Consider the following 22,456-nt stretch of genomic DNA (forward strand, 5'->3'; position numbering starts at 1 on the left):
GATTTATTGTTTTTATTTATTTTTAAGTATCCTTTGTCTGATGCTTATTATATCCTGATTTTTCAGGTCTCTCCGGCATTATTGTTTTAACTTATCTATTTCTGGAGAAATCTTATTAACTGCGAGAATTTCCCGAAGGTATTCAAGCACATCGTCCCTGAGGTTTTCGTTCTGGAGAGCAAAATCGACTATGGATTTTACGTACCCGAGCCGGTCTCCTGTATCGAACCTTTTTCCCTTAAATCTGCAGGCATAGATCATCTGGGATTTGTTAAGGAGCCTGATACCGTCTGTGAGCTGTATTTCACTTCCAACGCCAGTACCGGCATGCTTTATGCAGTCAAAAATCTCAGGCGTGAATACATAGCGCCCTATTGCTCCTATATTGGAAGGAGCATCTTCAGGTGCTGGTTTTTCTACAATGTCTTCAAGAACATAAAGGGAATCATCGAGTGGCTTGCCTTTTATAATTCCATAACTGCTCAGTTTTTCGTAAGGGACCTCTTCAACTGCGATTGTTGACCTCCCGTATTTCTCAAAGTTCTCAATAAGCTGGGCAGTGCAGGGTTTGTCGTTAACGATAATATCGTCTCCGAGAAGCACCGCAAAAGGCTCGTCTCCGATATGGTTTTCTGCCCTTAATACCGCATCTCCAAGCCCGTTGGGCTCTTTCTGGCGGATGTAGTGGATATCTACAAGAGAAGAGATGTCCCGGACCAGTTTCAGCATATCTGTCTGGTGTTTTTTAGCGAGATGCATCTCAAGTTCCGGAGAATCATCGAAGTAGTCCTCAATTGCTCTCTTGCCCCTGCCTGTAATAATAATAATATCTTCTATGCCTGAGGCAATAGCTTCCTCCACTACATACTGAATTACAGGTGTGTCAATTATAGGAAGCATTTCTTTTGGCATTGACTTTGTTGCCGGCAGAAAGCGAGTCCCAAGACCGGCTGCCGGGATAAGTGCTTTTTTGATAGTCAAGGTTAATTCTCCAATTAAAAGAAATTCTGTAAGGTTGTATTCTTCTGAGTTAAAGTACTTTTCACCCATAACTTTAATTTTTCCCCTATTTCTATGCAAAGTCCCATATTGTATGAAAAAAGAATTACAGCTTTTGCAAAAAATAGTGCAAAGTATTAATAAAAAGAAGAAGATTATCTGAGGATCATATGCCTGCGAAGAAAAGAGTACTTGTAACCGGAGGAGCCGGTTTTATAGGAAGCAATCTGGTAGACCGCCTTTTAGAAAAAGAAAGTGAAGTCATTGTTTTCGACAATCTCAGTTCCGGAAAAATGGATTTTATAGAGAACCACCTTGAAAATCCGGATTTTTCCTTTATAAAAGGAGACCTTCTTGATCCAGAAGCTATCGAAAAAGCCTGCAAGGATACTGATATGGTATACCATGTGGCTGCAAATCCTGATGTAAAACTTGGCGCTTCGGACACGAAAGTCCATCTGGACCAGAATATCCTGGCAACCTATAATCTACTTGAGGCTATGAGAAAAGGCAGTGCAAAAAAGATTGCATTTACCTCTACATCCACGGTCTATGGTGAAGCCAGTATAATGCCTACTCCGGAAAACTACGGACCCCTTGTCCCCATATCCCTCTATGGAGCTTCAAAGCTCGCCTGTGAAGCCCTCATTACCTCGTACTCCCATACCTTCGATATGCAGGCGTGGATTTTCCGTTTTGCAAATATTGTAGGGCCTCGTAGCACTCACGGGATTACTGTTGATTTTATAAAAAAGCTTAAAGAAAATCCTCGCAAACTTGAGATACTGGGAGACGGAAAACAGGAAAAATCCTATCTACATGTCTCAGAATGTGTTAATGCGATCCTTTTTGCAATAGAAAAAACACACATGATATTCTTGGAATAACATGCCCAAAAAATGAAAGTCTTTTTCACTTAGCTTTTTTGATAATAGAACTCCATCATTACCTTTGGACAGGAAGGTTGTTTTTACTTTGGTTCTCCGAAGCCGTCAAAAAACTAACCATTGAATTGCCATCGAAGGCCCAGATGTGACCTTGATCACGGATGCCAAATTGCCTTTGAAGCAATTCTACTGTCCTGGAAATGATGGAGTAATGTAAATTGGACGGAGAAATAAACAAATCTTGTGGTTTAGACATTCACAAACGTTTTGTTATTGCTACTATCCTCAGTAGATCCGGTGAAAAACAACAACATCGTTTTGCCAGAGATGATGATGGGATTTTAGATCTTAAAAATTTAGTAACCTCTGAAAAATGTGATGTTGTTGCCTGTGAATCAACAAGTGATTTCTGGGTTCCGATTTATGAGGCATTGATAGATCATTTGCCTGTTATAGTTGGAAATGCTCGAGATATGAAAGCATTTACACATAAAAAAACAGATAAAATAGATTCCGAAGTAATTGCAAAACTTGCATTGAATAAGATGGTTCAACCATCAAGAGTTTTTCCGAAGAAACATAGAGAATTCAGGTCATACGTCAGGCTTCGCCTAACTCTTGTAAGAAAAAGAACGGACATTAAAAATGAAGCTCATGCAATTCTTTCCTCCGAAATGTTACATCTGGGTGATGTTCTGACTGACATTTTTGGAAAAAATGGTAGAGCAATTCTAGCAGGAATCTCTTCAGGTAAAAATATTGATCAAATTATAGAGTCGCTTTCTCCAAATGTTCGGAAAAAGAGTGTTCAGATAAGGGAAATTCTGGATAGAGAAATATCACAGAGTGCTGCAATAAGGCTTCAGATATGTCTGAACCTTATAAAACATTTAGATGAAGAAATTGAAGTTCTTGAAAGAGAAATTTTCAATTATGCTTATCAAAAGCATAAAAGGGAAATGGAAATTTTGATGTCAGTTCCAGGTATTGGGGAGCTTGGTGCGGCAACTCTAATTGCTGAAATAGGAGATTTCAGGGATTTTCCAACGGGAGATAAACTTGCTTCATGGCTTGGAATAGTTCCTAATGTGTATCAATCTGCAGATAAATACCATAACGGAAGAATCACTAAGAGAGGATCAAAAGTAGCAAGGTGGATTCTAACTCAGATTGCTCAAGCAGCAGCAAGAAAGAAAAATAGCAGATTAAAGGAGTTTTTTAACAGGAAAAAGAAGACAATTGGATATGCTAAGGCAATTATTGCCTTAGCAAGGAAAATTGCAACAATAATATGGCATTTGATCACAAACGATGAGATGTACGAAGATGAAACAGGATACCAAAAGGGAGAAGTTAAAAAGAGAAAGATTGTTGAGGCAGACATATTCTCGGTTGATGAAAGGATAACAATAATTAGTGGAATTATCGCAATTATGGGAAAAAAGGAAGGAGAGAGTACGTGATGAGTTTTCTCATCATGGACTTTCATGCCAAAATAAAAAAGAAGTAAATATCTTCAATATCGGCTCTGAGGATACAATCAGCGCTACAGAGATAGGGAAAATCGTTGTTGAAGAGATGGGGCTTTCGGATGTGGAATTTACATATACCGGAGGAAGCAGAGGCTGGAAAGGAGATGTTCCAAGAATGAGGCTTGGGATTGAAAAGTTAAAAGCCATAGGATGGAAGCCTGAATATACTTCTGAAAGGAGTGTAAGAGAGACTGCCAGAGCAGTGATTGATAAAAGGTGATTAATAAAAGCTGAGATATTGCAAGAAGAAGAAGATCTGTTTACTCCCTGAAGCAGTATTATATTACATCAAAGGATCAGATCAATATTTTAAGATTGATATCTTTTTAAAATTTTAATATTTTAATCTTTTTAATATTTTTTCCGTTTATAGAGATCATGATAAATGATTCTATAGTAATTCTCGGAGATGAAAAGAATCTGTTAGCGTTAGCGTCTGGTACTGTGGTTTCCCATTTAAAAAAACCAAAATACGGTAAATTGGGAATGTTTACTTGGTGTCAGGGCTCACCTCTGACCTGAATAAATATCTTTTTATTAAGTACATTTCATGGTCAGTAAATCCGCCAACCATAAACATTACAATCAGATAGATTAGCGTACCTGCTCCTGCCGCTTCAAATAGCTCAAGAATGCCTGAAATGGAAAAGCTCGAAACAAAAAGGTACATTGCAATGGACGAGAGGATACTTTTTGCAATATCCATATAATAAAAATCGAGCTTGAAGTGTTTCAGAGAAATGTGAACGCAAAATGCAGCCATCAAAAAATATGATACGAGGGTGGAAAAAGCTGCACCCAGAATTCCTATTGAAGGTATGGGAATAAGAATAAGATTTATTAATACGTTCGAAACTGCGGCGATGATATTGATATATGTAGCAGGTCTCGTTTCTTTAATAAGGTACATCGTATTTATAAAAATCTGGAATATTCCTGCCATAAGCCCGGCAAAAGCGATAATAGGGATGACAAACCAGCCAGAAATAAAATCCGGAGTGGTAAGAACCGCAAGCAAAGGTTTTGCAAGAGCTGAAAGTCCAAAGACTGCCGGGATAGAGATGATAAGGAAATACCTCAGAGAATGGGACATGTAAATTCTTACTTCATCCATTCTATTCTGATCAAATAGCTTTGAAAGCTCAGGGAAGAGAATAAGCTGTAACGGGTTTACAAAGAGCTGAATAAGGTTTCCAATTGAACATGCTGCAGAATATATACCTACGCTGCCAAGACCAAGGAAATAAGTGACCATATACCTGTCACTCGATTCCGTAACCCACCTGATAAGCGCATTTGGGGTTAAGGGGAGAGAAAACTCCAGATATTCTTTTATATAAGTAAACCGCGGTAGGACAAATCCTATCTGCGAAATTATAATGATAAAGGTAATTAAAAATATCAGTCCCTGTACAATTAAAGTAGCGGTAATTACTCCGAGAAGTCCGTATCCCATTTTAAGGAAAATCAATATAAATAGCAGTTTACCAAAAGTTTCAAAAAATGTAAAATAAGAATATTTTTCAATCTGCCTGAAAATCCTGAAATAAAAAAGAGATATGGACTCTATTACATTCACAAGGATTAACAGGGAGCCTGCCTGGACAAAATAGGTTGCTGCAGGATCCTTAAAGCCAAAAGTTGCAAGTGGTTCTGCAAAAGTATATAACACAAATGAAGCCAGAAAGCCCGATACTGTGACAAAAAAAAGAATTGAGTATACTGCTTCTCTTATTTTCTTCTTATCAGTTTCGGAAGATAAAAATCTGACGAAACTCATGGAAAGTCCCATAAGTGCAAGGGAAGAAATTAAAGATACTGTAATATTTATCTGCGCCCAGAGTCCGTAATCATACGCTCCAAGGGTTTTTGTGATAATAGGGAGTAAAAAAAAGCTGCTCAGACTCGTAAGTATCTGAACTGTACCGATAAAGCCTACATCCCTTGCAAATTTTTGATATGACATCACATCACCTTAAAAGAAACTGCCTCTTTTCCGCTGTAAATGGCATCAAAAACACCTTTTGACTGTAAGAAAAGGGGCCGAAAATTCGAGAGTACTTCTCAGTGTTAACTTAATCCGCAGACTGAAGGCGCAATAGTTGTAATTCATAGAAATACCCTTACTTGGAGAGAGGAATATCAAAAATTATTAGATTTTTTCTCAGTGTTAACTTTATTCGTATATTAGAGGCATAATAATTGTAATTCATGAAAACACCTTTAATGAAGAAATAATACTGGATTCAAGAACGAGAGCTCTGGATTTATTCTCACCGTTAATTTTTAGTCTACTTAAATAACATTCTTTTATGAAGAAGCTGGGCTCCTTCTCACCCCAATAAGGAATTTCCGCAAAGGATAAAAGCTTTTGTGTCTAAATAAATTTTTATAATAGTAACTGCTTGGAAAACGGCCTGTTAAAAAAGAAATTTCTGGCAGACATAGCAGACAAAATGAAATTTAAGAAAATGACATAAAAAATTAAAACAAAAAGCATAAAAATCAAAGTTGCGCTGGCGCACCCCGCTGCAAGCAACGGGGTATGTTCGCGCCACCGCTCAAAATTTCGTTATAGTAGACAATAACCCTAAACAATTTAGTTTTAGCAGAAATTAACAGCCCGAAAACGGAATTGATACATCATAGTATCATCAACGGTTACCGGGGAAGTTTTCCATCCCCGCAGCAAGCTAGCGGGTTATTCGACTGAAATTAAATCGGTTTTTCCGAAAAACGGATGCAGGAGAAATTAAATAATCCTTCCGTCCGTATCTCGGAGTACTCCTTAAAAGACATCCAGAACTCAATTGCTAAAAGCTTCAAATGAGATACTCTAGCTGAAGTTTTGGTTTCTGTGTTTCTATTCCGCATTCGTTGCTGTAGAACGCAATATAATTGTTATTTTCAGTCCTTGCTTTTATGAGAAATCCTGTATTCTCGTATTTTCCGCTAACATATTCCTTTACAAGTTCTGTGACATCAATCTCATAATATCTGTTATCGGGAAGAGTACTGCCCTTAAAAGTTATCGTGGCATATGGAGTGCTGCCCTGCAGTACGCCGTTTTTATCGTACCAGTCTCCACCTGCATTCTTCCATGCAACATTTTTGTCTCTTTTATTCCAGCTCACATAACTTGCGTTCCAGGAAGAAGCAGGTCTGTAAATCTCAATCACAGTATCATTTAGCCTTGTATTTCCCGATGGATAATACCAGTAAAGGGAAAGATTTGCACTGGTGACTTCAGTTGTGCTATTGAATTCGTTCAGGTCAAACCACATTATATCTCTGTATCCGGAATTGCTCATTCCGCCCACGTCAATAAAGGTTGAGTCCTGATATACAATATCAGGAGAGCCTTCACGGAGACGGTTATCAGCTTTACCGGTAAGAGTTGCGTTAAGAGTGGTTTTTTCAATAATTTCAGGAATCACGGGTATATTCTCTGAGGATACCTTCTTTGTTATGTTAAGGCTGGGTTTCTGTGTTTCTTTTCCGCATTCGTTGCTGTAGAACGCAATATAATTATTATTTTCATTCCTGGCTTTTATGAGAAATCCTGTATTCTCGTATTTTCCGCTGGCATATTCGTTTACAAGTTCTGTGACATCAATCTCATGATATTTATTGTCTGGAAGTTCGCTTCCTTTAAGGGTAATTGAAGCATAAGGAGTGTCTCCCTGAGAGACCCCATTTTTATCATACCAGTCTCCTCCTGCATATTTCCATGCAACGTTTTTGTCTCTATTATTCCAGCTTACATAACTTGAGTTCCAGGAAGAAGCAGGTCTGTAAACCTCAATCACAGTATCATTTAGCCTTGAATTTTCTGCTGGATAATACCAGTAAAGGGAAAGATTTGCACTGGTGACTTCAGTTGCATTATTAAACTCATTCAGGTCAAACCACATTATATCTCTATATACGGCATTGTTCATTCCCCCAACATCGATAAAAGTTGAGTCCTGATAAACAGCGTCAGGAGAAGCCTCCCTTAGCCTGTTATCTATTGCACCGGTAAGAGTTGCGTTAAGAGTGATTTTTTCAATAATTTCTGGAACCACAGGTATATTCTCTGAGGATACCTTCTTTGTTATGTTAAGGCTGGGTTTCTGTGTTTCTTTTCCGCATTCGTTGCTGTAGAATGCAACATAATTGTTATTTTCATTCCTGGCTTTTATGAGAAATCCTGTATTCTCGTATTTTCCGCTGGCATATTCGTTTACAAGTTCTGTGACATCAATCTCATGATATTTATTGTCTGGAAGTTCGCTTCCTTTAAGGGTAATTGAAGCATAAGGAGTGTCTCCCTGAGAGACCCCATTTTTATCATACCAGTCTCCGCCTGCATTCTTCCATGCAACATTTTTGTCCTTTTTATTCCAGCTCACATAACTTGTGTTCCAGGAAGAAGCAGGCCTGTAAACCTCCACAATGGTGTCATCTGGCCTTGTACTTCCTGCAGGGTAATACCAGTAAAGGGAAAGAGTTGCATTATCAATTTCTGAGGGATTAGTGTACTCACTCAGATCAAACCACATTACATCTCTGTATCTGGCATTGTTCATTCCCCCCACATCAATAAAAGTTGAGTCCCGATACACAGCATCAGGGGAAGACTCACGCAGACGGTTGTCAGAGACTTTGAAAACTACCGGGTCCTGAGGTACAGGATCCTCAGGAATTACTTCAGGAGCTGTACCGGAAAGAGAAGCATAGATAGTATTACCGTATCTCCCGATATTGATTCTGTTCCCATTATCTTCAGGTTCTTTTGAATAGTCAGAAGATGGGTTTCCGGCGTCAATGCACGGAGAACTCACACTGTCCTTTACCCATTTTGTCCCGAACCAGTGGCCTGCTACTGATTTGAGGTGGTAATCATGCAAACTCTGACCTGCAAAAAGGGGATCTGCATAAATATCTGTTGTAGATTTGACATTTTTGTAGTTCCCTGCAGCGTTGTTGTACAGGCAGTTATTTTCCAGGACAATAGTATGGGAACTGGGAAGGTGATTAATGACACCATAGCCGGTTCCTGCAGAATTTTTCGTACGAGGTACAGTGTTTACAATTATATTATTACGAACAGTGGTCGTAAACCCTGTTCCAGAAGGTCCGGCATTGGTATCAGTCGAATACATGTTTACAACTGCTGCATTATGGACTCCGTCAAAGACATTGTTCTCGACCAGGACATTATGGAACCCACTGCCAAGGACCCCACCAACCCATTCTATGCTCGGATTGGTTCCGGAATCATAGAAAATATTGTGGTAGATGTGCACACTTGATAAACTTTTATCATATGCACCGGCAGTTCCAATAAGCCAGATGCCTGGTCCATATGTGTTTGTAATTACATTATCATAGATTTTGATATTATTCATGTCACCCGAGGACCTTTCAACCTGGACTCCCGGACCGCCTGCACTCCAGTGATAAAAAGAATCAATGAAATTGTCATGGAACTTTACGTTATTTGTGTTCCATACCCTCAGAGCACTGTTGGTTCTGCAGGTTATTCTGTTGTTCCAGGCTTCGACATTGGAGCACTCAATTGCAAAAAGACCGTCGTGACCGAGCTTATCTATCGTATTATTATAGAACTTAATATTGCTACTATACTTTATTCTGAGCCCGTCACCATGTCCATCATGCATATACATATCATGGACAGTTACATTGCTGGTGTAGAGGAAATAAATCACATTGTAATAACCTTTGCCTTTAGCCAGTTCACTGTTACCATCATGATTTACATTGACCTCGAAGCCTCTTATTGTAATATTATTATTTCCTGAGCTGCTCATCTGCTGGATAAGGGGTTTCATAGTCTCCCATCCTGCATTATTGGTCAACTTAATCACAGCATTTGAGTCTCCTTCAAGAATAGTATTGCTTCCTATCAGAAGAGTATCGTCAATAACATAAGTAAAAGGTCCCTTGAGGTGAACAGTTGTATAAGCAGAATTATCTGCCACGAATTTAAGGGCCTGATTTATCTGCACATGGTCATCTTTTCCGTCACAGTTAAAGTCCCCACTCCCATCTCCTGCAACATAAATTATAGGTGCAGGGCTCCGGCATGAAGCCACAGGAGCACTTGTAATTATAAGGCATCCTACCAGGAAGAGGACTCCTAATTCTCTTTTTAGCATTGCTATCACCTGGAATGATCATAATCTATTATTTTGGTATGTATATCAGGTAGAGATTTAGTCCGAGTTGCCAAACTCTTTAAAAATTTATATATTGAAGGCAGATAAGTTAATTAATATATTTATTCTGAATACAGCAAATTTAGCAATATTTTTTAACCAGTCAGCACTCTTCAGGTATTCGTACAGTAAAACTCCCCCTGAGGAAGACCTGAAGAAGGGGTTATTAAATTCTGCAGATAGACGCCGAATTCAGAAAAGATATCATTAATGTTAAACTAATTTGCCTCCAATATACACAAATTCCCCCCATGCCAACATTACAAATAAAATAATTATTAAATTTATAATTAAATTTCTATAGTCAGCATTGTAGATTAGAACACCATATTATAAAAGTATTTGTACAGTATTCCTAAATTTTTTTACAAACTTAAGAACTGAATAACCAACAGTATGAATTTATATTCGAAGATTGTTTGATAGAAAGAGACTGATTATTAAAAAGTATTAAAGATTATTAAGAATGCTAAAAAATAGAGGAAGCCGAGAAAATTTTTTTCTTTCAGTGAAGTAAGCCCCCTGAAAGAAATATAGCGTAAGTATCTTAAACTACCGTCTTGTGCTTGCTGGATTGGATTAAATCCTGAATCAATGATTTAATCGTAATATGTTGTTAAAATATCGAATAATTAATACAATGAGTACAGCAAAGGTCAGATATTGATATCATGGAAGCACCAGGGAGTAAAAAAGAAAAATCAAATGATTTCATAACAGATATCAAGGATCTCTCTTGCAACTCCGTCCCAGCTATGATTCTCAATAACATATTTACGACCCCGCTCTCCCATTGTGTTCCTTATATTTTGATCGGAAATAAGCTCTACCACTGCATTGGCAAGATCTCCCGGGTTCTCCGGAGTTACTGAAATTCCGCCTCCTGAAAGATCAAGAAGATCTTTAACACCCGCTATATTACTTGCTACAATAGGCTTTCCACATGCGAGATATTCATATGTTTTTAAGGCAGAGAGTCCTATTTTAGAATTTCTATCCTTAATAAAAGGAGCAACACAAACATCAGCAGCGTTGATATATTCAGGGACACTTTCATAGGGAACCCTTCCGGTAAAAGTAAATTTGTCCAGAACCCCTGTCTCTGAGGCAATTTCTATCAATTTGTCCTTCATAACTCCGTCTCCGACAACAAGGAAACGAACATCAGGAGATTTTTCCAGAATATACGGAGCTGCATAAATGAGAAACTCAACTCCCTGCCAGGCTGCAAGGTGCCCCACAAAACACACATACTTTTTTGAATTATCAAGTTTGAGCCTATCCCTTACCTGCTTCTGGTCCATAGGTTTGAAAATATCAGTATTTGCTCCGTTATTGATCACAATAACTTTCTCTGCAGGAACTGAATATAACCTGACAAGTTCATCCTTTAGCTTGTCAGTTACGGAAACTATCCGGTCACAGTACGTGTAATTAAATTTTTCAGAACGGAGCGCCAGATAGGAAAAAACCCTGTATGCAAAAGATTTAGAATCCGGACTCACACTGAGCTCGTCCATAACCAGCCCGTTAACTTCCACTATGGAGGGGATCTTAAAAATCCTACATAAAGCAATAGGTAAGAACGGGAAAGAGTTCTGACGGAGATAAAGCACTTCAGGTCTGTTTTTTAAACATGCGTACAGAAGATAAACAGACAGCATGATCTCGTAAGAAGGCTGTACAAGGTACTTGTTATTTATCACAGGCACATACTTTACTCCGGAAAAAACGCGCTCTATGCCTTTTTGACCTGGCGCAAACAAAACTACATCCGTATATTTCTTCAAATTATTTAAGAGCTCGAGTATGTGTATATTAGAGCCTGATTTTGTGGTAAAAGAGCTGTAATAAACCAGAAAAATGTTATTTACTTTTTTAAACATAGTTGCCGTTACCTCAATAGCAAAAGTAGTTAATTAGCTTATCCCACGACTCCAGGTATTAATTTTTAGAGATTGGAAGAGCTTATTCATGATTAAAAAAAGAAAAGATATGCGTTCCACAGAGAGATATTTATAGGAGAAATTCTCTCCTTTGTGTGTTTTTGAGGCATCCAAATAGAAAAAAGGAAAAGAATTATGAGAGTACTGGAAGTATGTCAGGAGTTCCCTAACAGGTATTATCCACAGCTTGGAACATTTATAAAGCAAAGTATAGACTCTATCGCAAATCAGGGAGTAGAATTGACAGTTATTTCTCCAAAAGCTTTTGTACTTCCTTTTTCTGCATTTCCGTACCATAATTTTTCTAAATTACCCGGGATTGAGCACACGGAAAAATATGACCTTCACTATCCGCGCTACTTCTACGCAGTCCCTAAAAAGTACTTCTATCCTTTAACCGGCATGTCATATTCTTATTTTGTTTCCGGATATGCCATGAAAAACATAAATCTGAAACCGGAGCTGATTCATGCACACTTCTCATACCCTGATGGGTACGGAATGATGAAACTCGCAAAGAAATGGGAAGTTCCTCTTGTAATCAGCGCCCTTGGCACTATAGAAAGAAAAGTTGCCTATGAAGGTTCCTATACTTCAAAACAGATTATAGAAGCCATGAATTTTGCCGACAGGATACTTTCTGTCAGTGAGGACCTCAAAACCCACATAGTAAACCTCGGGATAGACGAAAATAAAGTAGATGTGGTTCCTAACGGCGTGGATACGGAAATATTCAGACCGGCAGGAAAAGAATATGCAAGAAATGTTTTAAACCTGCCTCAGGAAAAAAAGATTGTCCTGTTTATAGGGGCCCTGAGGAAAATAAAAGGTGTGGATTATCTTATTGAAGCTGCAAAAAGTTTTGTGAATAAAAACACAGACCTCTACATGGTAGGCAGGGATGATGGGCTTAGAAAAAGCCTGGAGAAAAGGGCAGAAGAACTTAAAATCTCCGGCTTTATCAAATTTACAGGGCCAGTAACCCATGAAGAGATTCCCCTCTGGATTTCAGCAGCTGATATGCTGGTTTTACCTTCCCTTTCAGAAGGGAGACCAAATGTTGTTCTTGAAGCTCTTTCCTGTGAAGTCCCTGTAGTGGCGACTGACGTTGGCGGAATCCCGGAACTGATGGTTGAAGGGGAAACAGGCTATCTGGTACCTTCTAAAAACCCTGTACAGCTATCAGAGAAAATAAACAAATTACTTGAAAACGAAAGCAGAAGAGAAAAGATGGGAAAATTCGGCCGCAAAAGCATAATCCAGAGAGGACTTACCTGGGAATCTCATGCAAAGAAAACTGTAGATATATATTCAGAACTCCTCGCAAGATCCTCAAAATGAATTTACCGGAAAATTAAAGACAAAGTACAGATTTGCCCAAAAGCTCTCTCCACATACTAATATAACATCTGAGCTGTCCCTTTAGCTCAGACAAAGCTCCGGAACTGCAGGTATTCACCGAGTCAATCAAGTTTACTGATCAAGGCCACCGATCGAATTCACTCATCAAGGTCACTCATTAGGGTCAATGATCGGATTCACCTATACCCATTAAACAACCTATTTTTGACCCTTTAGCAGTATAACAAAACTCTTTTTGGCCTGTTTTCCAGAATAAATGTTATGTAAAACATTCCAGGGAAATCAAGCAGTTTGGATTACCATAAAATTAAAAAATCTACGTAACCTTAAAGCACTCAAATATATATTGAGCGAAATAAAAAGATTAAAATTCATCTGAATAAAAGATTCAGGGTTGAACCTGAATAAAAAGTTCAGATTTTTGTTCTAAGTCAACAGAGCTTACGGTGAAGCCTATGTCGAAAAAGAACTTTTTGCTCCAATCTGTCCCAAATTCAGGTTATTTCAGTAATTTGTGATTTGGGTAAAGAAAGCAGCTCTAAAATGGGGCTAGATCCTTAATTTTGAACTATCGAAGAAGACACTCCTTTTGATTTATAGAGAGAGTTTGCAAAACTGTACAAAAATCCCATACCATAAGTGATGTGCTGCACAGGAATCACAACAAGGGCATAAAGTCCGTACTTTGATTTCATTTTAAATATTACCTGAATTGAGGCAATGAAGACCAGAATGAGATATAAAAATCCCATTAAGAGCAGGACTATTATTGGCGTGGTATAGACCGGAGAAATGATAAGCGAAAAAACTGAGAAGAGAATAGCGACAGAGGGCAAAATCGCATACCACCGAACAAGCTCCCCATGTTTTTTAAAAAGTTCCCCCATCCACATGCCGTACTTGAACATTCTTACTGAAAATGACTTGAGAGTTCCCCTTCTATGATGCAGAACTATTGCTTCTGGAATATACAAGAACTTATAACCTTTTTTATTTATTCTGTAGTTAAGGTCTCCATCCTGACCTACAACAAACCGCTCATCGAAATATCCTGCTTCAATTATTGTATTTTTTTTATACATCGCATTGCAGTTAGGGAGAGAGCTAACATAGTGTTTCTTTAAGGAATTTTTAGACTGGGCAGAACCTCCTGAACCGAGAAATGTTTCCTGGGCACGCCCCACCACTCTACCAAAAACAGGATCGGTATCAAATATTAAGTTAGGCCCACCAACACATACCACATCTTCAGGAGCATTTTTCATTTCAGTGACAAGGGTTTTTAACCATAGAGGGTCTGCCTTGCAGTCCCCGTCTGTAAATGCAACAAAATCTCCCATGGAATTCTGCACTCCAAGGTTTCTTGCCGCTGCAACGTTTTTTCTCTCATTAAGAAGAAGCCTGACCGGGTATTTCTGTACCAGTTCCCGGGTTCTGTCGGTGGACATTCCATCGACGATAATAATCTCGTAAGAATCCTGGGGGTAATCCAGACGAAGTAGCGACTCGATACATTCTTCAATATATCGTTCTTCGTTGCGAATACCCACTACAACCGAAACAAAAGGACATTCCATAAAATAACCACTTTTTAACCGTTATTGTCTTCGAATCTGTTCATTAATAAACATCATTCTCGAAATTGCATGCAGTATGATTCCTGTAAATATCATGAAAGCGCCTATTATTGTCAGCATCACCATAAGGAGCGTGGGTCCAAAACGCAGGTATCCTCCAAGAATGTAGTCCTGGAGAAACTTAAGACCCATAAGGACGCCTGCGGATGCCATAATCATACCAGGGACAGCAAAGTAGTACAGGGGACGCCTGTATTCCATATCTTTCAAAAGCCGAAACAAAACACGTGGCCCGTGTATAAACGGATGTTCACTTGAGCAGTCTTCAAGGTCATACCTGCAGTGGATCTCCACTTCAGTAAATTTAAGTTTATGGTCTCTTGCCTGAATAAGAATCTCAGAACCTGCAGACATGTCAGCTCTGTTCAGGTTAATATTCTCAATAGCTTTTTTGCCATAGGCGCGAAAACCACTCTGAGAATCTGTAACATGAAGACCGCCTGCGATATAAGTTGCCACATCAAGAACTTTCATGCCGAATTTACGGTAAATAGGAACGTTTTTTCCGTTACCGTTGACGAAACGTGAGCCAATAACAAGGTCGAAACCATCTCTTAAAGGCTCAAGAAGTTTGGGGATTTCAGAAGGATCGTGCTGACCGTCGGAATCGATGATAACCATGGAGCTGGCACCAAGATTGCGGGCAGCTTCAAAACAGTGGCGGAGGGCTGCACCATAACCCTGGTTAACTTCGTGGCGGACGACATAAGCGCCAAGGGACTCAGCGATATCAACAGTGTTGTCAGTACTTCCATCATCCACAACCACAACCCGGTCCACGTATTTTTTACAGCCCTGAATAACATCGGCAATAGAATGGGATTCATTATACGCAGGCATGGCTGCAATAGTAATGGTCATGTATAATCAACTACCTCTTCATCAAAAGATACAAATGTCTGTATAAACCGCTGTTCTGCAGAGAAAGTGACCAGAATTCCAAATACAGTAAATAAATTTTTCAGGGTCGTCGCTCCACAAATTTTATAGGGTTTCTAAGGATTAACTACAATTAAGGGTGCAGAAACATCATTGGAGGATTTTTGTGCTTCTTTTAGCGAAAGCAAAGATGTTTTGCAGCCAGATCATAGTTCTTATTAAGACGTGTATTTGTTTTAATATATGAACTATATAAGCGTTTAGGCACAAAAAATAGTTCAGCAGTTTAGCCGATGACGAAAAAGAAATGAAACCGGATTAAAACGCCTATTAAATAAAAAAGCTATTATAAGCGCGGAAAAAATTATACATAAAAATGAAATAAATAAAAAACTTTAGATATATAACTTATAACCAGAAGATTTTTCGTAATAGAGTATAAAATAAAAAAAAAGGACAGACTTGTTCAGAAAACTGCTCTAAAAATATTAGACTCCAGCTGAACTATAAAATTTCTGAAATCAATAGTGAAATAGGAATAATTTTTTTATAAATCTTACAGGAAAATGAAAGTTATGTTATAAAGAAACTATTTGAATAGGTTAGACAAAAGATGTTATTTAAAAATAGAACCTGATCAGGAAAGGATACTTTAAAAAAAATAAAAATAGGATTTGAATTAGAAATTCGATTTAATTCTCATGATTAAAAATTCAGGCAAATTATCGAGTAATTTAGAAAAAAACCAATATATTTACAAATGATTAGATCTTCTTGATAGTTTAAGAAATTTCATTGCTAAAATTTTAAACTAGAATTTTTAAATATCTAAAATAATATAGTAAAGAGTGTAATCGGAAATCATCTAAAAAACTGTTTACCAGGTTGTCTCAAAACTATACCTGATCGCACATTTGGGTCAGAAACCCGTAATCTTTATCTTTTTTACAAAACTAAATTCCAGTGTTTCCCATGTTTAGAAAATACGATCAAAAGCAGCAGTTTTTACTTCCATTAAACCTGGAAGATTTTGTTCCTGAAAATCATCTCGCCCGAGTACTAAACGACATCGTAGATGTCGTTGATATCACTGCTATTGAATCCACTTATTCTAAGGAAGGCTGCCCAGCCTATCATCCAATAATTCTTTTAAAAATATTACTTTATGGTTATCTTATAGGCATTAGAAGTTCACGTAAACTGCAACAAATGACTCAAACTGATACTGCATTTATGTATCTGGCAGCCATGCAAAAACCTGATTTTCATACTATTTGTCGATTCCGTTCAACTCACCTTGGTCCTATTAAAGAGATATTTTCCCAGGTTGTCACTTTTTGTAAAGAAATGGATATGATTGGTTCCAGTATCTCGATTGACGGAACAAAGATCAAGGCAAATGCTTCATCAAGACAAAGCAAGAGTTCGGATTCTCTCGAAAAAGAAATAGATCGGATACTAAAAGAGAGTATTGAGACAGATAAGTATGAAGATGAAATTTATGGTGACTCAACACCATATCAGATTCCAGAAGAGCTAGTTGACAAGAAGAAAAGATTAGAGAAGATTAAAAACGCTAAGAAGAAGCTTGATGAAGAAAAGCTGAAAAAAGTAAACATCACAGACAACGATGCTCGAATTATGAAACATAAAGATGGGAGCAAGAAACCTTCATACAACTGTCAGGTTGCTGTTGATGAAAAGGAACAAATTATCGTTGCAGCAGACGTTGTCAACGAAGAAAACGACCTGCATCAAGTAGAACCAATCATACAGAACGTAAAAAATACACTGGGATATAAACCAACAATCGTGCTTGCAGATGCAGGTTATTTTTCATATGAGAATCTGGAATTTTTACAGGAAGAAGGCATTGATGCTTACATTCCTGACAACTACTATAAAGCTGAAAAAGAAGGAAAAACCAGGAAGTTCAGGAAATCTCTTTTTAAATACGACGAAGAAAAAGACTGCTATTATTGTCCTGCTGCTTTTGAAATTCCCTTTTCAAGAATACAAAAGAGGAAAGGTGAGCCTGATTTAAGGTATTATGTCTGTAGCTATTGTTCTCAGTGTGTGTTGAAAAATGCATGTACTGAGAGTGGAAAAAGAACAATAACAAGAGATCCTCGAGAACATTTAATGAAGGATATGAGGGCTAAACTGAACACAGAAGAGGGTACGGAAAAGTATCAGAAAAGAATGTCTACCGTAGAACCTGTGTTTGGACAGATGAAACAGGATAGAGGGTTTAGGGAATTTCTGCTGAGGGGGAAAAGGAAAACAGGAATTGAATTTGTTATGATGTGCACTGTACACAATATAAAGAAAATAGCAGATTTCATAAAAAGACAAGGGAAAAACCTGAAAGAAATGCTGAAAATGATAGTTGGAGGAGAAAGTAAAGGATGGAATAAGGGGAGAATTCAAGCGAGAATGGCAAATACGCTATGTTGAGCTATGAAAATTTACTTTTTCTTGTTGAAATGAAATAAAAATTGAAAGGGCATTACCCAATTGTAGAATTAAAAATGGTTTTGAGACTACCTGTTACGGTTGTTTTCTCAATGAAAAAAGATCTTATTAGCGTTGTAATGTCTGCATACAATTCTGAAAAATTTATCTCGGACTCGATTTCGAGTATTTTAGATCAAACCTATGAAAATTGGGAGCTTATAATTATAAATGATGCCTCTTCGGACAATACGCTGAAGATAGTTAATCAATTTTCAGAAAAAGACCCCAGAATTAAAGTAATTGATAATGAAAATAATCTTGGTTTAACAATTTCTCTTAATATTGGGATAAACAATTCTAAAGGGGAGTTTATTGCAAGGCTGGACTCGGATGACTTTGCAGAGCCTTCAAGATTGGAAAAAGAGCTTGATCATTTGCATGCTTATCCAGAAGCGGGGCTGGTAGGATCAGGAGCACATCTGATTAATAGTTCCGGAAATAAAATTGGCTCTATGAATGTAATGTCACAACCATACTTTGTAAATAGATTTCTTATCAATCTTAATCCTTTTATTCATAGTTCTATAATGGTCAGAAAGAAAGCCCTGGATAATGTGGGATCCTATAGAGAAAAATTTCGATACTCACAGGACTATGATCTTATTTTAAGGCTCAGTGATAAATATAAATTATCCAACATCGCACTACCTTTAATTAGATGGAGAGTTTCCGATAGCAGTGTAACTATGCAACACCACACCCTTCAACGAATATATGCAGATATCGCCAGAGAGTTCGCAATTGAAAGAAGAAACTCTGGTCATGATAGTTATGAGTCTACCGAGTTCGATACTTTGATTCATGAAATGAGAATAAGAAATCAGGGCAGGTATCTGTGTGACCATGGTGTTTATGACCTGTTGTTTAATAAGAAATATAAAGAAGGGTGTTCGGAATTAATAAAAGGGATCTCAAAAGGCGGATTTCCATATAATTCGTTTTATAGAGGGATCACGCAAGTAATATCTAAAGTGAATATCCAGTAATCACATTTTGAGAAAAACACTTTCCGAGACAAAAATATGTTATTTTATGGAATTAAAACGATCTTTTTTCACTTAATTATATAGGACAAAAATTATGAAAATCTGCATGTATACTTCTGAGTTCCCGCCTGATATAGGTGGTATAAGCACTTATGTCTATAATTTATCAAAAAAACTTGTAGAAAGAGGACATGAAGTCACAGTCATTACAAGAGGAAACTGGAGAAAAACATATTATGAAAAGATAGAGGGGATTTCTGTTTATAGAGTAAGATTTATCCCGTTTTTTCCATCTCCGTTTAAAATTCACGAAATATATGTCACTAAACTGTTAAAATCATTAAAATTTGACTTTGATTTGATCCATTTGCATGGATATTTTCTGCCAGTTAAGCCAGTATTTAACAATTCGCTACCTGTTATATTCACTTCACACGGTAATTCTACAAAAAAGCTTGATTCTATGGAAGTAAAAACTCTGCATTTCTTTATTGTAAAACTATTACGCAAATATTTATTTAAAGTGGAACAGGAAATTGTTCAGAAAAGTGATATATTAACAGCTGTATCAAATTCATCTGCTAATAATTTTAGAATGTACCATTCAATTAAAAGGGAGATAAGTATAGTTCATAACGGAGTAGATACTGATTTCTTTATGCCCCCCGAAAATAGATCAAATTTAAAATCCGTTTTATATACCGGCAGATTCGAAGTGTTTAAAGGTTTATTCGACTTAATCGAATGTTCAAGCATTGTGTGCAAAAAATATCCAGATGTCAAGTTTATTTTAGTGGGTACAGGGACCATACTGGAGAATTTAAAAAAACAGGTAAAAAAACTTGAACTGGATGATAATGTCATATTCACCGGTTCTTTAAGTAGATCACAGATTATCGAATATTACAAAAATACAACTATTTTCGTATTGCCTTCCTATAGAGAAGGATTCCCAACAAGTCTAATGGAGGCTATGTCCTGCGGGGTACCTTCGGTTGCAACAGATGTTGAAGGGTGTGACGAGTTAATAGAGGATGGTGAAAATGGTATACTGGTTCCTCCGAAAAATCCTGAAAAACTAGCTGAATCAATAATATATCTGTTAGAAAATGAAGAATTCAGAAATAGAATAGGGATCAATGCCAGAGACCATATTGTGAGAAACTATGACTGGGAAACAATTACAGATGGTTTTGAAAAATTATATTATCGACTGTCCTCCAGGGATGCATGATTTTATCCTTTTTTCGCCAGTAAATCTTCAAAAGCTATTTTCTAACTGACTGTATTTTGAGAATATGCAATAAATGGGAAGTAGTAACATAAAATAACAAGACATCTATATCTTTAATGGGAGTTACAATTATATGAAATTGTTTATTAGTTATGGAATGCAGCTGGACTTATTTAATGGATCCAACGTCCATACAATTGAGTTGTTAAATAATCTTAAAAAATTGGGAGTCGATGTGCTACTTTTTTCAAGAAGTTCGAAAAATAGAAGCTACAAAAACCCGAATATAATAGAAGTCCCTTCTACTCACTTCCAGTTTTTATTTTCTAATTACCTGAATATATTCACATATCAATTATCTCTCTTTTTGTACCTCATTTATTATACTATCAAATTGAAACCGGATTTGTTTTATGCAAGATTATCCGGGAGTGGCGCTTCTTCTACTATCGTATCGTCGATTCTGGGGATTCCACAAGTTGGAGAAGTAAATGGGATTACAATAGATGAGATGATTATTCAGGGTTCATCAAAATCGAAAATTAAGATCGCACAACTGATAGAGAGCATAAACTTAAAAGGATGCAGCAAACTTATTGCTGTAACCGATGGAGTAAAAAAGGGACTTATGGAGATATATTTCATTCCGGAGTCCAAAATTGTTGTAATAAATAATGGTGCTAACACGGAATTATTTATCCCAATGGATAAAAATAAAGTAAAAAAAGAATTAAATTTAGACAGTACACTGCACTACATTTGCTTTGTTGGGAATTTAATTCCCTGGCAGGGTGTTGAATATCTGATAAGGGCAGCCCCTTTAATTTTGAAAGAATTTGCCGACGCCCGCTTCCTGATCGTTGGAGACGGCACTATGAAAAAAGAATGGATGAAGTTGGCAGATGATCTGGGTTTACTGGATAATTTCACCTTTACTGGGAGGATACCTTACGAAAAAGTCCCTGTATACATTAATGCCTCGGATATTTGTGTTGCCCCATTTATAAAAGAAAGAAATTCGAAAATTGGCTTGTCAGCTTTAAAAACATATGAATATCTTGCCTGCGGGAAACCGCTTGTAGCAAGTGCGATTCCTGGCGTAAAAGATTTAATTGAGCTGTCTGGAGGAGGAATTGCTGTGACACCTGAAAATTCGGAAGAACTTGCAGCTGCTGTAATAAAATTACTCCGAGATGAAAATTCCAGAAAATTAATGGGAGAAAAGGGCCGTAAATATATTGTTAAAAATCATAGCTGGAATAGTGTTGCAAAAAAGGTACTGTCTGTTTGCAATGAAGCTAGTAAAAGCCATTAAATCACGAGATATAAATAATATTCTGTCTGCATAATAAACCAGCTTATAAACCAGGTCTTTGATTATTAAGACGATTCGAAACTTGGAATTTGCCTCTTTAATCCCTCTATAATATTGTTAGTTAACTTTTATTTAAGGAATTAATGAAATAAGTCGAAAAATAGAGAAATAAAGAGTGCAGATTGAGTTACGTATATTTCGCTTATGATCATATTCTCAAGAGTTAATAGATAGATTAGACAGATAAAACAACCGAGAGGTCATGAAGACAAAGAACAGATAGGTCATACAGATAAAACTGTGTATAAGAAACTTTTTAAAAAGATCTGAGTTTTACCCTTTTTAGGATCTTTTCATTTAACATTGCTTTTCTGCTATTACACCTGTAACTTCGCCAATTTTCTAATTTATGAATCTTTCTTGATGATTTTAATCAGAACCCCGCTATTATAACTTTTTCATCCAATATCCCCAGTAGTATAACTAAAGAAAGTATTTTTCCCCATACTGTTAAAATATTTTAAAAACATTGCATATACTTTTTTATAATATAATATCTAATTTACAATGAGAACAATTGAAATTAAATTAGGTAAAACTATAGATGTTTTTTTCGATTGTTTGTAAAAGGGGGGAATTAACTTACAAAGGAGACATTATCTGAAAAAGAAGAATAATATTCCGTTGTCGGTATCTCTCTTTATTTTAATATATTATTCTCTGGATTGAAGATTTTAACCAGAGCATTTATGATTTGTTCATGCTACGGAGTGGATACTAACTATAAAAACTCAATAACCAGGGAGAAACTGAATAAAAAAATTGAGTTTTTATCAATGGAACACTATCATTTTTCAGATAATGACCTCAGGACGGGCTAATTACCCAGAACAGGAAAAAACTGAATTATGATAATCCAGGTGATAAGTTGAATCAAA

At 37.0% G+C, this 22,456-nt stretch carries 12 protein-coding genes and 2 pseudogenes; 8 read left to right on the plus strand and 6 right to left on the minus strand.

The features are described from left to right. Positions 1–78: 78 nt before the first annotated feature. Positions 79–981: a UTP--glucose-1-phosphate uridylyltransferase GalU gene (galU, locus tag M886_RS03030; protein WP_175413352.1), complete on the minus strand. Its 903-nt coding sequence runs from the start codon at positions 979–981 to the stop codon at positions 79–81. Between the two features lie 188 nt (positions 982–1,169). Between galU and M886_RS03035 the strand changes: the two are divergent. The 3 genes and pseudogenes from M886_RS03035 to M886_RS03045 form a co-directional block, all read left to right on the plus strand. Beyond that, positions 1,170–1,865 (plus strand): annotated as a pseudogene (locus tag M886_RS03035) (SDR family NAD(P)-dependent oxidoreductase); the annotation flags it as partial. A 239-nt stretch (positions 1,866–2,104) separates the two neighbouring features. Continuing rightward, positions 2,105–3,349, plus strand: a complete 1,245-nt coding sequence (locus M886_RS03040; protein ID WP_011032006.1) for an IS110-like element ISMma5 family transposase — start codon at positions 2,105–2,107, stop codon at positions 3,347–3,349. A gap of 28 nt (positions 3,350–3,377) precedes the next feature. After that, positions 3,378–3,638 (plus strand): annotated as a pseudogene (locus tag M886_RS03045) (UDP-glucose 4-epimerase); the annotation flags it as partial. 270 nt (positions 3,639–3,908) lie between these two features. On the opposite strand, the gene M886_RS03050 reads toward M886_RS03045, so the two are convergent. The 3 genes from M886_RS03050 to M886_RS03060 all read right to left on the minus strand — a co-directional run bounded on the left by M886_RS03050 (position 3,909) and on the right by M886_RS03060 (position 11,528). After that, positions 3,909–5,384 (minus strand): flippase, encoded by a 1,476-nt coding sequence (locus M886_RS03050; RefSeq protein ID WP_048050632.1) that lies wholly within the window; start codon positions 5,382–5,384, stop codon positions 3,909–3,911. 856 nt (positions 5,385–6,240) lie between these two features. Next, on the minus strand, positions 6,241–9,582 hold the full coding sequence (locus tag M886_RS03055; RefSeq protein WP_200880712.1) for a disaggregatase related repeat-containing protein: 3,342 nt from the start codon (positions 9,580–9,582) through the stop codon (positions 6,241–6,243). Positions 9,583–10,343: 761 nt separating this feature from the next. Further along, complete coding sequence (locus tag M886_RS03060; RefSeq protein WP_048039619.1) at positions 10,344–11,528, minus strand: glycosyltransferase family 4 protein; 1,185 nt, start codon at positions 11,526–11,528, stop codon at positions 10,344–10,346. A gap of 195 nt (positions 11,529–11,723) precedes the next feature. Here M886_RS03060 and M886_RS03065 point away from each other — a divergent pair, with 195 nt between their 5' ends. After that, positions 11,724–12,929, plus strand: coding sequence for a glycosyltransferase (locus M886_RS03065; protein WP_048039618.1), 1,206 nt, complete (start codon positions 11,724–11,726; stop codon positions 12,927–12,929). 578 nt (positions 12,930–13,507) lie between these two features. Here the strand turns inward: M886_RS03065 and M886_RS03070 are convergent. Both M886_RS03070 and M886_RS03075 read right to left on the minus strand, forming a co-directional pair. After that, a complete protein-coding gene (locus tag M886_RS03070; protein ID WP_048050634.1) occupies positions 13,508–14,527 on the minus strand; it encodes a glycosyltransferase family 2 protein in 1,020 nt (339 codons plus the stop codon). A 21-nt stretch (positions 14,528–14,548) separates the two neighbouring features. After that, the gene (locus M886_RS03075) at positions 14,549–15,448 is read right to left on the minus strand and encodes a glycosyltransferase family 2 protein (protein WP_011033089.1); all 900 of its coding nucleotides are present in this window, start codon (positions 15,446–15,448) and stop codon (positions 14,549–14,551) included. A gap of 990 nt (positions 15,449–16,438) precedes the next feature. Here M886_RS03075 and M886_RS03080 point away from each other — a divergent pair. From M886_RS03080 to M886_RS03095, 4 genes are all read left to right on the plus strand, one after another. Beyond that, entirely contained in the window at positions 16,439–17,923 is a 1,485-nt protein-coding gene (locus M886_RS03080; RefSeq protein ID WP_015411731.1) for an IS1182 family transposase, read from the plus strand. Positions 17,924–17,964: 41 nt separating this feature from the next. Next, a complete protein-coding gene (locus tag M886_RS03085; RefSeq protein ID WP_235203857.1) occupies positions 17,965–18,969 on the plus strand; it encodes a glycosyltransferase family 2 protein in 1,005 nt (334 codons plus the stop codon). Positions 18,970–19,063: 94 nt separating this feature from the next. Further along, positions 19,064–20,203 carry a glycosyltransferase family 4 protein gene (locus tag M886_RS03090; RefSeq protein WP_048050635.1) on the plus strand — a complete coding sequence of 380 codons (1,140 nt, stop codon included), beginning with the start codon at positions 19,064–19,066 and terminating at the stop codon, positions 20,201–20,203. A gap of 157 nt (positions 20,204–20,360) precedes the next feature. Then, a complete protein-coding gene (locus M886_RS03095; protein WP_235203858.1) occupies positions 20,361–21,518 on the plus strand; it encodes a glycosyltransferase family 4 protein in 1,158 nt (385 codons plus the stop codon). The last annotated feature ends 938 nt before the right edge of the window (positions 21,519–22,456 follow it).

The sequence above is a fragment of the Methanosarcina soligelidi genome (assembly GCF_000744315.1).
Classification (GTDB): Archaea; Halobacteriota; Methanosarcinia; order Methanosarcinales; family Methanosarcinaceae; genus Methanosarcina; species Methanosarcina mazei.